The following is a 13,359-nucleotide window of genomic DNA, read 5'->3' on the forward strand; positions in this document are numbered from 1 at the left end:
CGGAGGGAGAAGTTGAAGCGAGAGCGAGTATCCGTAATATTCGTTTTTATTTGGCTTCTACAAAACCTTTACTCTTCGTTTTAGAGTAGAGGTTTTTTCTTTTTCTTAAAGCAAATGAGGGGAGAACAACGATGACAACTTGGAATTTAGAGGGGATGAAAACGCATCTTTTTATTTGTAATGGTAGTAGCTGTATGAAAAAAGATGCTGAGGATATTACACTGGCAATCCGTGATGAGATTCAGTTGCTAGCGCTTGATCAGGAAATACATACGACGAGGACTCGGTGCAATGGTAGGTGTAAGGATGCTTGTGTGGTCATTGCATATCCTCAAGGGAATTGGTACCGTGTGCCGACAAAGGAGCATGGAAGAGCACTCGTTCAAGATTTAAATCATGAATCTTTACAGAATGAGCATGTCTTTACAATGCGTGAAGGTTCGCTACAGCGTACAGCACAAACAACAGCCATTAAAGGTATTGAAAAGGTGAAAGAGGGGTAACAAAATGGCGCAAAAAGGTAAGATTTTCGTAGTTGGCTTTGGTCCTGGAGACTTTAAACATATTACGACTCGTGCTGTAGAGGCACTACAACAAAGTGATATGATCATAGGCTATAAAACGTATGTTGAACTAATTCAGGATTTAGTAAGTGCAAAATCGATTATTAGTACTGGTATGACAGAGGAGGTTTCTCGAGCGCAGGAAGCAGTACGTCAAGCGGAGGCTGGAAGTATCGTCTCGGTTATTTCTAGTGGAGATGCAGGCGTTTATGGAATGGCTGGATTAGTATATGAGGTCTTAATCGAGCTAGGCTGGACAGAAGCAACTGGTATCGAGGTTGAAATCGTTCCTGGTATTTCTGCTATTAATTCATGTGCAAGTTTACTAGGTGCTCCAATTATGCATGACGCCTGTACGATTAGTTTAAGTGACCACTTAACACCTTGGAATTTAATTGCAAAACGAGTAGAGGCAGCAGCGATGGCGGATTTTGTTATTGCTCTTTATAACCCAAAAAGTGGACGCCGTACGAGACAAATCGTAGAGGCACAACGAATTTTATTGGAATATCGTTCGCCAGATACACCGGTTGGACTTGTGAAAAGCGCGTATCGTGACCGTCAGGAAATAACGATGACGACTTTATCAGAAATGCTTGAACATGATATCGGTATGTTAACAACAGTGGTTATCGGGAATTCAACAACATTTTTCTATGACAATAAAATGATTACACCACGTGGTTATCAGCGTAAATATACACTTGGTGAAGAAAAACAACCGTTACGACCGCATCAACGACTGAAGGAAGAAAATGAACCATGGGCCATGAATCAAGAAACAGGTTCTGCACGTAGTGATTTTGCGACAGATCCCAATGCCAATCGTATGAAGCCCAGTTTAGCTATAACACCACAACCAAAGCCTAAAAAATCTTCACTTGAAATGGCGACAGCAGCTCTTGCTTTAGTGAAGGGAACTAGCGCTGTGAAAGCAACACCTAAGCTCGTGCAACAAAGAATCGAATCCATTTTTGAATTAGCTGTTAGTCCAGGGGTAGCCAATAAATTTTTTACGCCTCAACAAATGATGACGTTAGCGGAGGTAGTTGGTGAGAAAGGAACGATGGAGTATACACCAGACCATCAAATTCATTTGAAAATTCCTACGTCAGCGCCTGAAGACATTACAGCAAAGCTTCGTCAAGTTGGGTTTTTACTAGCCCCAATTGGTGACGTGCTGTCGTTAAAGGCTTGTGACTTCTGTTACGGAGAAAAGGTCGATTCGATTCCTTATGCAGAAGAGATTCAAGAAAAGCTCGGTGGTATGGCATTACCGAAAACATTAAATATTGGCTTTAACGGCTGTGGTATGGCGTGTTATCGAGCAGTATTTGATGATATTGGTATTGTTTATCGTAAAAGTAAATTTGATGTTTTTATTGGGGCCAAGCCGGTTGGACGAACAGCACATGCGGCCCAGCCGGTTGTGGAGGGATTAGAGCCTGAACAGCTCATACCGCTGATCACCGACATTATCGAAGAATATAAAGCAAATGCACATCCAAATGAACGTTTGTTTAAATACTTCAAGCGTGTGAAAAAGATCCTACATTTTACGTATCAGGATATGTCTTCAAAAATAAAAGTTGAGCCAGCTCCATGCGGCGACTAGTGAGGGGTAATGAGATGAAAGCAATTTTATTTGTCGGCCACGGGAGCCGTTTAGAAGCAGGAAATGAAGAGGTACGCAATTTTATCAAGCAAATGACACCTCGCATTGATGCAAGTTTTTTAGTAGAAACATGTTTTTTAGAGTTTGCTTCGCCAAACATCGAAGAAGGTATTACGAACTGTGTGAAAAAGGGTGCTACTGAGGTGCATGTTATTCCGATTATCCTGCTTCATGCTGGACATTCAAAAATGCACATTCCTGCAGAGATCGAGCATGCGCGTGAGCATTATCCGAATATCACGTTCACATATGGTCAAACAATCGGTATTCATGAAGAAATATTTGCGATTTTAGAAGATCGTCTTGCAGAAATCGGTTTTAATGCAGAAGAAGAACATAAGGATACTGCGATTTTATTAATTGCACGAGGCGGTAGTGACCCATATGCAAATGGTGATTTTTATAAAATTACACGTTTGCTGTGGGAAAAACTCCCGGTTCAGTATGTAGAGAGCGCCTTTATGGGAGTCACAGATCCTCGTGTTGAAGAAGGAATGGAGCGCTGTGTGAAGCTGGGTGCTAAAAAAATCATTATGCTACCGTATTTCTTATTCACAGGGGTCCTAATGGAACGAATGAATGGTATGTGTGAGCAATTTAACGAAAAATATGTGGATTGTGAAATTCAAATTGCCAACTATTTTGGCTATCATGAGCGTTTGCAAAATGTGCTATTGGAGCGTATTGAGCAAGCTGTAAATGGCACATCAACAGGCATGCAAGATTTGGAAAATTATCGTGCTTATGCGGCAGTTCATGGACATGCACATCATCATCACCACCATGAGCACGATCATGAGCATGACCATCACGACCATCATCATCACCATGAAGAGGAGCCAGTGAAATGATTTTCATGTTAGCAGGGACGAGTGATGCAAGGAATTTAGCGCTTGAATTACAGTCAGCAAATTACGCTGTGACAGCAACTGTTGTGACGGATTCAGCCGCCTCAAGCCTTGCAGAAGTGGGACTACCTCATTTAGTTGGTCGTTTAACAGCGGAAGAAATGGCGGCGATTATGAAGGACCAGGGATATCGTTTAGTTGTAGATGCTTCTCATCCATTTGCTGAAGAAGCTTCGAAAAATGCTATGGCGGCAGCGGAGCAAGCAAATGTTCCGTATATTCGCTATGAACGTGCACATTGGCATTATGCCCATCCACTCATTACGGTTGTGAAAGATTATGAGGAGGCTGCCCAATTAGCAGCAGAAAAACGTGGTGTCATTATGCTAACGACGGGCAGTAAGACGTTAGCGACCTTTACAAAGGTGTTGCATGGCTTAGAGAATACGCGAGTGATTGCGCGTATGCTTCCTCGACTCGATAATATGGAAAAATGTGAAGCACTTGGTGTGGCACAAAGAGATATTGTTGCCATACAAGGACCTTTTTCAAAGGAATTAAACGAGGCACTATTTCGTCAATATGATGTGACATTGATGATTACGAAAGAAAGCGGCAAGGTAGGCTCGGTGGATGAAAAGCTAGAGGCTGCTCTTGCATGTGGCATCGAAACGATTTTAATTGCAAGACCAAATATAAAATACGGACAGCAATATTCAACATTTGAAGATGTATTACAAGCTGTACAAAACACACTTTAGGAGGCAATTCCGATGGATTTTAAAACAGATTTCAAACCATTAACAGTAGACCCAGATAAAATTTACGATTACAGTTTCTCAATTATTGCAGAAGAAATGGGCGAGCATAATTTCTCAGAAGACGAGTGGAAAGTTGTACGTCGTATTATTCACGCTTCTGCTGACTTTGAATTAGGACGTAGCGTGATTATTACCCCGGGCGCAATCGAGGCTGGGATTAAATCAATTCTTGCAGGTCGCCATGTCATTGCAGATGTACAAATGATTGAAAGTGGTTCAGGTAAAAAACGCTTCCAAAAGCATGGAGGAGATTTACACTGTTATATTGCAGATGAAGACGTTTCAGTTGAAGCAAAAAAACAAAACACTACACGTGCGATTATCTCCATGCAAAAGGCCGCTAAATTACATGAAGGCGGTATATATGCAATTGGGAATGCACCGACAGCATTGCTGGAATTAATTCGTTTAATTAAAGAAGGCTTAGCGAAACCAGATTTAATTATCGGTATGCCAGTTGGCTTCGTTTCAGCCGCTGAATCGAAGGAAGAGCTATTAAAACTAGAAGGTATTCCTTATATTACAAATGTTGGTCGTAAAGGCGGTAGTACAGTGACGGTTGCCGCATTGAATGCTGTCTCACTTTTAGCGGATGAACAGGCGAAAAAATAATGGAGCGGAAGCCTAAAAAGGATCCCAAGGACATGCGTCACGGTTATACAACGGGAGCCTGTGCAACTGCGGTAACGAAGGCTGCATTACTTGCTTTAATTACAAATGAAGAGCAAGAAACAAGTACAATTCATTTGCCAATTGGACGAGATGCGACCTTTACGATAGAAAAATGTACATTTCAGAATGATGCTGTAAGCTGTGAAACGATTAAAGATGCAGGTGATGACCCGGATGCAACGCATAAAGCACTCATTATTGGCACAGTGAGCTGGGCGGATATACCAGGCATTCATCTGGACGGTGGAATTGGTGTCGGGCGCGTAACAAAGCCCGGCTTACCAGTACCTGTCGGAGAAGCAGCCATCAATCCTGTGCCACGAAAGATGATTCATAGTACTGTACAAGGCGTACTAGATGAATTTCACATTAAACGAGGCGTTAACGTAGTTATTTCTGTTCCAGAGGGTGAGGAAATGGCTAAAAAAACGTTAAATGGGCGCCTTGGTATTATTGGAGGCATCTCCATTTTAGGCACAAGGGGAACCGTCGTGCCTTTTTCGAGTTCCGCCTATATGGCCAGCATTGTCCAAGCGATTAGTGTTGCAAAAGAGGCTGGTTGTCAGCATTTAGTTGTCACGACAGGTGGACGTAGTGAAAAGTTCGCAATGGCACAGTACCCTAATTTGCCAGAGGAAGCATTTATAGAAATGGGCGATTTTGTAGGCTTTACATTAAAGCATTGTAAACGACTTGGGATGAAGCAAGTATCGCTTGTTGGGATGATGGGGAAATTCTCGAAGGTGGCACAAGGTGTCATGATGGTGCACTCCAAAAGTGCTCCTATTGACTTTAACTTTTTAGCACAATTAGCAGTGGATATAGGGGCTGATGAGAAGACCATAGCGAACGTACGAGAGGCAAACACAGCTTCACAGGTCGGAGAAATTATGGCGGAAAGTGGCTATGATGCTTTCTTTCACCGTTTATGTGAGGCTTGCTGTTATTCATCATTACATCATATTAAAGGCGGTTTATCGCTTTCCACATCGATCTATTCGATGCAGGGACAATTATTAGGAAGGGCTGATGACATTGCATCGATCGATGAAATTGATTGGGATCGGGGATAACGGACAAGAAAGCTTGCTACCACAGTATGTACAGTGGATTGAAGACTGTGAGGTGCTTGTTGGGGGAGAGCGCGTTTTAGCATTTTTCCCGAACTTTACTGGAGAAAAAATGTTGATTAAAGGTGGTCTTTCAGCGCTTGTTGAACGATTATCTGCAGAAACAAGAAATACAGTTATTTTAGCGTCAGGTGATCCATTATTTTATGGAATCGGTAGTTATTTAGCGAAAAAGCTAGACATTGAAGTTTATCCATATATGAGCTCAGTCCAGCTTGCTTTTTCAAAGGTGGGGGAAAGCTGGCAGGATGCTTATGTCACAAGTATTCATGGTCGCTCCATGAAAGGTTTAGCACAACGAATTGATGGTAAAAAGAAAGTGGCACTGTTAACAGATGCAGAGAATAGCCCTAATGCGCTAGCCCGTTATTTAAAGCATTTTGGTATGACAGAATACCGTGCGTTTGTGGCAGAAAATTTACAAGGTACAAATGAAAAATTCGGCTGGTACTCACTGGATGAATTAGAAACGGAAGATTTTTCTTCTTTAAATGTTGTCATTCTACAGCAAACTTCAGTGCCGAAACGGTATGTGCTTGGTATCGATGATGAAGAATTCTCGCAGCGAAAGCCAGACAAAGGTTTAATTACGAAAAAGGAAATTCGTGTCTTAAGTTTACAAGCAATGCAACTACAAAAGGATAGTATCATTTGGGATGTTGGTACATGTACAGGTTCGATGGCTATTGAGGCTGGTAAGCTTGCGCCAGAAGGTCAAATATTTGCAGTGGAGAAAAACGCACCTGATTTAGAAAATTGCCTGCAAAATCAGCAAAAGTTCCGTGTAGATATTACAGCTATTCATAGTAAAGCGCCAGCAGGACTTGAAAACTTCCCTGATCCGGATGCGATTTTTATCGGCGGTACAGGAGGAGAAATGGTGGAGTTATTACAATTGTGCTGTACACGCTTAAAGCCAAATGGTCGTATTGTCTTGAATGCTGCAACAATTGAAAATTTATATAAGGCAGTTGAAGCATTTAAGTCTTGTGGCTTTGCTGTAGACATATTGCAGGCACAGCTTGCGCGCAGTAAACCAATATTAGATATGACACGTTTTGTCCCATTAAATCCGATTTATATTATTTCTGCATATCGAAAGGAAGAAAATTATGAGTAATCTTGGTATTTTATATGGCTTGGGCGTAGGGCCTGGCGATCCAGAGTTAATTACAGTCAAAGCATTCCGTGTCATTCAGGAATCGCCTGTTATTGCTTATCCGAAAAAACTAAAAGGCAGTAAAAGCTACGCCCATCGTATCGTAGATGTCTACATTAACCCAGAAGAAAAGGATATGCTTGGCCTAGTATTTCCAATGACCAAGGATGAGGCTGTTTTAGAGCGAGAATGGACAAAATCAGTTCAACTTGTTTATGAAAAATTACAAGAAGGTAAGGACGTTGCATTCGTAACGGAGGGAGATCCATTATTATATAGTACGTTCATCCATATGATGAAGCTTATGCAGGACATGCATCCTGACGTTGAAATTCGAACGGTTCCTGGTATTTCTTCGTTCAATGGTTCAGCATCACGACTGGGAATTGCGCTGGCGGATGGCGATGACCGTGTGGCTATTGTACCTGCACACGATGACTATGAGGCAATGCGTGAAGCGATTGAAAGTCACGATGCAGTAGTGTTCATAAAAGTAGCGAAGGTTATTGATTTAATGCTTGAGGTACTACGTGATTTAGATTTACTAGATAAGGCATCCGTCGTAACGAAGGTAACATCTGACGAGGAAATCATTTGGGATGTACGGGAGCTAGACGGTGTCGATTTAGAATATTTAACGTTAATGGTGGTGCGCAAATAATGAAGAAAATATATATTGTCGGTGCTGGTCCTGGTGATCCGGATTTAATTACAGTGAAAGGCTTACATATGCTACAAACGGCAGACGTTGTAATGTATACAGATTCTTTAGTGAGTGAGGACCTTATTGCAAAAGCAAAACCAGATGCAGAGGTTATTCGTACTGCAGGGATGCATTTAGAGGAAATGGTAGCGGTTATGGTAGATCGTGTTAACGCGGGTAAAGTAGTAGCTCGTATGCATACAGGGGACCCTGCTATGTATGGCGCGATCATGGAGCAGGTGGCCCTATTAAAAAAAGAGGGCATTGGCTATGAGGTCATTCCTGGTGTTAGCTCTGTCTTCGCTTCTGCGGCGGCAATCGGGGCAGAATTAACAATTCCTGACTTAACACAAACACTTATTTTAACGCGTGCCGAAGGGCGTACACCTGTACCAGAATTCGAAAAGCTACGCGATTTAGCGAGTCATCACTGTACAATTGCGTTATTCCTGAGCGCAACGCTAACAAAGAAAATCGTCAAAGAATTACAAAGTGCTGGCTGGGCAGATGACACACCAGTAGCTGTTATTCAACGAGCTTCTTGGCCAGATCAAAAAATTGTACGTACAACATTAATTGAACTGGATGAAGCAATGCGTGTGAACGGTATTCGTAAGCATGCGATGATTTTAGCTGGCTGGGCATTAGATCCGACTATTCATGATAAAGATCAATATCGTTCGAAATTATATGATGCTACCTTTACACATGGTTTCAGAAAAGGTGTGAAGACAAGTGATTGAGTTACAAGAGGGCATCTTACCAGAGGTTGACCAACGAAATCCTTATGCGGTTGTAGCTATTACAAAGCATGGTGTTCAAATCGGTCGTCGTTTGCAGCAGACTTTTGCTGCGAGCGACTTATATTACATGAGTAAATTTGAGCAGGGCGATGAAGCAGAAAAGCATATTCAAATGTTTACAGGTACTGTCCGTCTACTGCTTCCTACTCTTTTTAAGCAATACAAAGGCTTAATTGTAATCATCTCACTCGGTGCAGTTGTCCGCATGATAGCACCGATTTTAAAGGATAAAAAGACAGATCCAGGTGTTGTTGTTATTGACGACCGTGGTGAAAATGTGATTAGTGTTTTATCGGGACATCTAGGTGGCGCCAATGAGTTGACGCATGAAGTAGCTGCAGCACTTGGAGCAAATCCAATTATTACAACAGCTTCCGATGTGCAAAAGACCATTCCAGTTGATTTATTTGGAGCACGTTTTGGCTGGGTATGGGATAGTGCCGATAAACTGACGCCTGTCAGTGCATCTGTTGTTAATGAGGAGCATGTTGCCATCGTTCAGGAAACGGGGGAAGGTGATTGGTGGATGCGTGACACACCGATGCCAGAGCACATTAAGATTTACCCGTCGACATATGCAGCGATTGAAGCGAAACCACATGCGACACTGCTCATTACTGACCGTATCATTGATCAAGAGGAAGAAGTGCTTCTTGAAAATGGTGTTATATATCGACCAAAATCGGTTGTGCTTGGCATGGGCTGTAATCGAGGAACATCTGTGGAAGAAGTTGAGCAGGTCATTGATGAAACTCTTGCGGAGTTAAAACTTTCGAAGAAAAGTGTCAAAGCGCTATGCACGATCGATTTAAAAAAGGACGAACACTGCTTCCTTGAAATAACGAAAAAATACGATTGGGAATTTGTTACATATTCACCGGCGCAATTAAATGAAATTGATTTCCCTTCACCTTCGGAAACTGTATTTAAATATACAGGAGTATACGGGGTGAGTGAACCGGCAGCATTGCGTTATGCACAGGTGGAGTCGCTTGTGCTAGAAAAGAAAAAATCAGGCAATGCTACCATCTCGGTTGCTAGATTATTATTTTAAGGAGGAAGCCTATGCAAACGAATCGCTTTGTACTTGCTGGTACTGGCAGTGGAGTTGGTAAAACAACCTTTACCATTGGGCTAATGAAAGCATTACAAGAAAAGGGGAAAATTGTGCAGGGCTTTAAATGTGGTCCCGATTACATTGACCCTACCTATCATACTGCTGTGACAGGACGGGTATCGCGCAATATCGATAGCTGGATGTTTTCACATGAAGCGGTGCGTGATATTGTTGCGCGTGCAAGTAAAGACGCTGATGTTTCTATTATTGAAGGAGTTATGGGCTTTTATGATGGAAAAAGTCCGCTATCAGATGCTGGCTCTGCAGCAGACATTAGTGTTGTGACAGAGAGCCCTGTTATTTTAATAGTCAATTGTGCAAGTATGGCACGCAGTGTAGCGGCAGTTGTGAAAGGCTTTCAATTGTTGTCTGATAAGCCAAATATCGTTGGCGTTATTGCTAACCAAGTTGGTAGTGTTGGCCATTATGAAATTGCGAAGGCTGCTATTGAGCAGGAGTGTGGAATTCCTGTGATCGGCTATTTGAAGCGGGAGGAAGGGATTGATATTCCTAGCCGCCATTTAGGTTTAGTGCCAGCGATTGAACGAGGAGAACTCGATACATTTTTTGATAAACTAGGTTCTTTAATGGCAGAGACGATTGATTTAGATCAATTACTTGCATTAACAAAGGCTCCAGTTCTACAAGAATCAGGGCAACTATTTGCAGAACAGCCATCGCAAAATATTCGCATTGCCGTAGCAAAGGATGCCGCGTTTAACTTCTATTATGAAGAAAATTTAGCGCTGCTACGTGCAAAAGGGGCGGAGCTGCAATTTTTCTCACCACTTGCAAATGAGCCTGTTCCCGTAGAAGCAGACGGTTTGTATATAGGTGGGGGCTTCCCAGAGGAATTTGCTGATCTATTAGCGGAAAATGCCGATGTGAAAAAATCTATTCGTGAAGTAATTGCCAAAGGTCTACCGACATTAGCTGAATGTGGAGGCTTCATGTATTTGACAGAGGCTATCACGAATAGCAATGGTGACCGATATGACATGGTAGGTGTTATTCCAGGTGAGGTAGCGATGCAATCAAAGCTAGCGGCTCTTGGTTACCGTGAAATTTTTGGCACACAACATAATTTTTTAATTGGTACAGATGAAGAAGCAAAGGGACATGAATTCCACTATTCAAAATATAGCGGCTCGCATAATACGCCGGCCTATGAAACGAAGGGACGCTTTGGTAACAAACAAGAAGGCTATCAAGCAGGGAATTTAGTAGCCGGCTATACGCATTTTCATTTTGTATCAAACCCAAAGCTTGTTGACAATTGGTTAACAGCTTGTAAGAAGGTGAAAAATCATGACTAATTATTTTCCTATTCACATCAATATTGAATATAAAACTGTAGTAATTGTTGGTGGAGGTCACGTAGCAGCACAGAAGGTAGCGTCACTACTCCCGGCTAAAGCCAATATTGTCGTTGTAAGCCCAGCCCTAAATGACTCATTGGTGCCACTTGCGGAATCCGGGCAAATTACATGGCATGAAAAAGAATTTGAACCGCGTGACTTAGATGATGCATCACTTATTATTGCCGCAACAAATGATACATCAGTAAATGAGGCTGTTCAAGAAGCGGCTCAGCATTGGCAGCTCATTAACCGTACTGATGCACAGGCTGAGAGCGATTTTATAACGCCTGCAACAGTACGCCGTGGTCCTTTAGTGTTAACTGTATCAACATCAGGTGCCAGTCCATCACTAGCTCGGAAAATCAAAGCTGATCTCGAAGAGCAATTTGATGAGGTTTATGATGACTATGTTTGTTTCCTTCAGCAAGCACGTTTAATGATAGCTGCGAAGTTTGAAAAGGGTCCTGAAAGACGTAAAGCTTTACAAGCATTACTGGAACCAAGCTTATTAGAATGGACACGCAATGGAGACATTGATCGACGGGAAGCATTTTTACAACAAATACTGATGGGAGTAGCGCGATGAAAGATGGAAAAGTGTATTTAGTTGGAGCCGGACCAGGAGATCCGAAGCTCATTACAGTATACGGACTCGAATGTATTCAAAAGGCCGATGTCATTGCATATGACCGTCTTGTGAACCCGAAATTACTAGAGTTTGCGAAACAAGATGTTGAGCTTGTGTACTGTGGTAAATTACCTGGTAAGCATCACTTAATTCAAGATGAGATTCATACATTACTTGTTGAAAAGGCGCAGGAAGGCAAGTTTGTCACACGTTTAAAGGGTGGCGATCCTTTCGTTTTTGGTCGTGGTGCAGAGGAAGCGGAAATCTTAAAAAATCATGGTATTGCTTATGAAATTGTACCAGGTATTACAGCAGGGATTGCTGCTCCGGCGTATGCTGGTATTCCTGTAACACACCGAGATTTTGCAACTAGCTTTGCTCTTGTAACAGGACACGGTCGTGAGGAAAAAGGACAGGACTTTTTAAATTGGCCTGCACTTGCAACCGGTATCGATACAGTCGCTTTTTATATGAGTGTTGGTAATATTGCTTATATTTCTCGAAAGCTCATCGAAAATGGTCGCAAGGCAACTACTCCAGTCGCCGTTATTGAGTGGGGAACAACAGATCAACAGCGTACTATTACAGGTCAGCTTGATGAAATTGCGAGCATTATTGAACGAGAAGGCTACCATAACCCTTCCATGATTGTTGTTGGCGAGGTCGTCAATGTACGCGAGAAAATTCAATGGTTTGAAGAGCAAGGACTGGCCTTTACATAAAGGAATAAAACGTATTTAAGCATAAGGAGGAATTACATCATGACAGTAATCGAGGCATTAAAAAAACGTCGTGCAATTCGCAATTACACGACACAGCCCGTTGAAAAAGAGAAGATTGAGCAAATTTTACAAGCTGCCACTTATGCTCCAAATGATCGTATGCGTGAGCCTTGGCATTTTTATGTTATTCAAGACGATGCGATGAGACGCTATGAAGAAATGGCAAATACTTATTTACAAGAGCGATTTCCTACAAAACCGAATTTAGTGGAAAGCTCATTAAAAGTAGTTCAAACAACGCCTGTTGCTATAGTTGTAACAGCAGATATTGTCGAGGGTGATGCTGATGCGACAGCAGATAATGTTTTCGCGGTATGTAGTGCCATCATGTCTATGTGGCTTGCCGCAGAGGAGCTAGGACTTGGCTTTGTATGGCGTACACGAGGGGTAGGGCTTGTCCATGATCCACGTATGCATGCATTCATTGGTGCAAGTGAATCTCAAAAGGTAGTCGGAACGATCTTTATTGGCTATCCAGAAGAGCAAGAACTTAAAGACAAGCAACGTACATCATTTGGAGAAAAAACAACATGGCTTTAGGGGAGGCTTGAAAAATGGCTAGAAAAGGTTTGTTTTTAGTTTATACAGGTGAAGGGAAAGGTAAAACAACAGCTTCCCTTGGTGTCACATTGCGCGCAGTTGGCCGAGGCCTAAATGTCCGATATATGCAATTTATTAAATCACCAGAGCGTACATACGGAGAGCAAATTGCTCTTCGTAAACTTGGCGTAGAAATGGAGCAAATGGGCATTGGCTTTACTTGGACAAAAACACCAGAGGAGCATCGTGCCGCTTTAGCAAAGGCATGGGAAAAAACAAAGGCTGCCCTACAAGACGACAGTATTGATTTACTCGTATTAGACGAGCTCAACAACGCGCTTGCGATTACAAAATTCCCAATCGCTGATGTGCTCCCATTAACCGAAGTCATCGAAGCCATCCAGCAGCGCCCAACTACCATGCATTTAGTCGTAACCGGACGTAGCGCCAACCCAGCACTTATTGCAATGGCAGATCTAGTCTCAACAATCGATGCAACCAAGCATTATTATGACGAAGGCATTCCAGCTGTTAAAGGTCTAGAGTTCTAATTAGAT

General features: G+C 42.3%; 15 protein-coding genes. All 15 read left to right on the plus strand.

Annotated elements, in window-relative coordinates; genetic code table 11:
• Positions 1-131: 131 nt before the first annotated feature.
• From MOK21_RS09815 to MOK21_RS09885, 15 genes are read left to right on the plus strand one after another with little or no spacing between them, the layout of a single operon-like run.
• On the plus strand, positions 132-503 hold the full coding sequence (locus MOK21_RS09815; RefSeq protein ID WP_249073749.1) for a (2Fe-2S) ferredoxin domain-containing protein: 372 nt from the start codon (positions 132-134) through the stop codon (positions 501-503).
• A 4-nt stretch (positions 504-507) separates the two neighbouring features.
• A complete protein-coding gene (gene cobJ, locus MOK21_RS09820) occupies positions 508-2,178 on the plus strand; it encodes a precorrin-3B C(17)-methyltransferase (protein ID WP_249073750.1) in 1,671 nt (556 codons plus the stop codon).
• 14 nt (positions 2,179-2,192) lie between these two features.
• Positions 2,193-3,089: a sirohydrochlorin chelatase gene (locus MOK21_RS09825; protein ID WP_249073751.1), complete on the plus strand. Its 897-nt coding sequence runs from the start codon at positions 2,193-2,195 to the stop codon at positions 3,087-3,089.
• The gene (cobK, locus tag MOK21_RS09830) at positions 3,086-3,847 is read left to right on the plus strand and encodes a precorrin-6A reductase (RefSeq protein WP_249073752.1); all 762 of its coding nucleotides are present in this window, start codon (positions 3,086-3,088) and stop codon (positions 3,845-3,847) included. Before MOK21_RS09825 ends, cobK begins: the two co-directional genes overlap by 4 nt.
• A 12-nt stretch (positions 3,848-3,859) precedes the next feature.
• On the plus strand, positions 3,860-4,519 hold the full coding sequence (locus tag MOK21_RS09835; protein WP_249073753.1) for a precorrin-8X methylmutase: 660 nt from the start codon (positions 3,860-3,862) through the stop codon (positions 4,517-4,519).
• A complete protein-coding gene (locus tag MOK21_RS09840) occupies positions 4,519-5,652 on the plus strand; it encodes a cobalt-precorrin-5B (C(1))-methyltransferase (protein WP_249073754.1) in 1,134 nt (377 codons plus the stop codon). The genes MOK21_RS09835 and MOK21_RS09840 overlap by 1 nt, the downstream gene beginning before the upstream one ends.
• The gene (gene cbiE / locus MOK21_RS09845; RefSeq protein WP_249073755.1) at positions 5,609-6,829 is read left to right on the plus strand and encodes a precorrin-6y C5,15-methyltransferase (decarboxylating) subunit CbiE; all 1,221 of its coding nucleotides are present in this window, start codon (positions 5,609-5,611) and stop codon (positions 6,827-6,829) included. Before MOK21_RS09840 ends, cbiE begins: the two co-directional genes overlap by 44 nt.
• On the plus strand, positions 6,822-7,529 hold the full coding sequence (gene cobI / locus MOK21_RS09850; protein ID WP_249073756.1) for a precorrin-2 C(20)-methyltransferase: 708 nt from the start codon (positions 6,822-6,824) through the stop codon (positions 7,527-7,529). The genes cbiE and cobI overlap by 8 nt, the downstream gene beginning before the upstream one ends.
• Positions 7,529-8,314: a precorrin-4 C(11)-methyltransferase gene (cobM, locus tag MOK21_RS09855; protein WP_249073757.1), complete on the plus strand. Its 786-nt coding sequence runs from the start codon at positions 7,529-7,531 to the stop codon at positions 8,312-8,314. Before cobI ends, cobM begins: the two co-directional genes overlap by 1 nt.
• The gene (locus MOK21_RS09860) at positions 8,307-9,428 is read left to right on the plus strand and encodes a cobalt-precorrin 5A hydrolase (protein ID WP_249073758.1); all 1,122 of its coding nucleotides are present in this window, start codon (positions 8,307-8,309) and stop codon (positions 9,426-9,428) included. The genes cobM and MOK21_RS09860 overlap by 8 nt, the downstream gene beginning before the upstream one ends.
• A gap of 11 nt (positions 9,429-9,439) precedes the next feature.
• A complete protein-coding gene (locus MOK21_RS09865; protein WP_249073759.1) occupies positions 9,440-10,807 on the plus strand; it encodes a cobyrinic acid a,c-diamide synthase CobB in 1,368 nt (455 codons plus the stop codon).
• A complete protein-coding gene (locus MOK21_RS09870) occupies positions 10,800-11,438 on the plus strand; it encodes a precorrin-2 dehydrogenase/sirohydrochlorin ferrochelatase family protein (protein ID WP_249073760.1) in 639 nt (212 codons plus the stop codon). Before MOK21_RS09865 ends, MOK21_RS09870 begins: the two co-directional genes overlap by 8 nt.
• Entirely contained in the window at positions 11,435-12,202 is a 768-nt protein-coding gene (gene cobA / locus MOK21_RS09875; RefSeq protein WP_249073761.1) for a uroporphyrinogen-III C-methyltransferase, read from the plus strand. Before MOK21_RS09870 ends, cobA begins: the two co-directional genes overlap by 4 nt.
• 39 nt (positions 12,203-12,241) lie before the next feature.
• Positions 12,242-12,802, plus strand: a complete 561-nt coding sequence (locus MOK21_RS09880) for a nitroreductase family protein (RefSeq protein ID WP_249073762.1) — start codon at positions 12,242-12,244, stop codon at positions 12,800-12,802.
• 14 nt (positions 12,803-12,816) lie between these two features.
• Positions 12,817-13,353 (plus strand): cob(I)yrinic acid a,c-diamide adenosyltransferase, encoded by a 537-nt coding sequence (locus tag MOK21_RS09885; protein WP_249073763.1) that lies wholly within the window; start codon positions 12,817-12,819, stop codon positions 13,351-13,353.
• Positions 13,354-13,359 lie beyond the last annotated feature (6 nt).

The sequence above is a fragment of the Lysinibacillus sp. BPa_S21 genome, assembly GCF_023337795.1.
GTDB lineage: Bacteria > Bacillota > Bacilli > Bacillales_A > Planococcaceae > Lysinibacillus.

What these genes read in the sequence shown, in the direction of transcription:
- cobM (WP_249073757.1), top strand. Translation starts at nt 7,529, where the DNA reads ATGAAGAAAATATATATTGTCGGTGCTGGTCCTGGTGATCCGGATTTA.
- cbiE (WP_249073755.1), top strand. Translation starts at nt 5,609, where the DNA reads ATGACATTGCATCGATCGATGAAATTGATTGGGATCGGGGATAACGGA.
- MOK21_RS09885 (WP_249073763.1), top strand. Translation starts at nt 12,817, where the DNA reads ATGGCTAGAAAAGGTTTGTTTTTAGTTTATACAGGTGAAGGGAAAGGT.
- MOK21_RS09825 (WP_249073751.1), top strand. Translation starts at nt 2,193, where the DNA reads ATGAAAGCAATTTTATTTGTCGGCCACGGGAGCCGTTTAGAAGCAGGA.
- MOK21_RS09840 (WP_249073754.1), top strand. Translation starts at nt 4,519, where the DNA reads ATGGAGCGGAAGCCTAAAAAGGATCCCAAGGACATGCGTCACGGTTAT.
- cobK (WP_249073752.1), top strand. Translation starts at nt 3,086, where the DNA reads ATGATTTTCATGTTAGCAGGGACGAGTGATGCAAGGAATTTAGCGCTT.
- MOK21_RS09880 (WP_249073762.1), top strand. Translation starts at nt 12,242, where the DNA reads ATGACAGTAATCGAGGCATTAAAAAAACGTCGTGCAATTCGCAATTAC.
- cobI (WP_249073756.1), top strand. Translation starts at nt 6,822, where the DNA reads ATGAGTAATCTTGGTATTTTATATGGCTTGGGCGTAGGGCCTGGCGAT.
- cobJ (WP_249073750.1), top strand. Translation starts at nt 508, where the DNA reads ATGGCGCAAAAAGGTAAGATTTTCGTAGTTGGCTTTGGTCCTGGAGAC.
- cobA (WP_249073761.1), top strand. Translation starts at nt 11,435, where the DNA reads ATGAAAGATGGAAAAGTGTATTTAGTTGGAGCCGGACCAGGAGATCCG.
- MOK21_RS09865 (WP_249073759.1), top strand. Translation starts at nt 9,440, where the DNA reads ATGCAAACGAATCGCTTTGTACTTGCTGGTACTGGCAGTGGAGTTGGT.
- MOK21_RS09835 (WP_249073753.1), top strand. Translation starts at nt 3,860, where the DNA reads ATGGATTTTAAAACAGATTTCAAACCATTAACAGTAGACCCAGATAAA.
- MOK21_RS09815 (WP_249073749.1), top strand. Translation starts at nt 132, where the DNA reads ATGACAACTTGGAATTTAGAGGGGATGAAAACGCATCTTTTTATTTGT.
- MOK21_RS09870 (WP_249073760.1), top strand. Translation starts at nt 10,800, where the DNA reads ATGACTAATTATTTTCCTATTCACATCAATATTGAATATAAAACTGTA.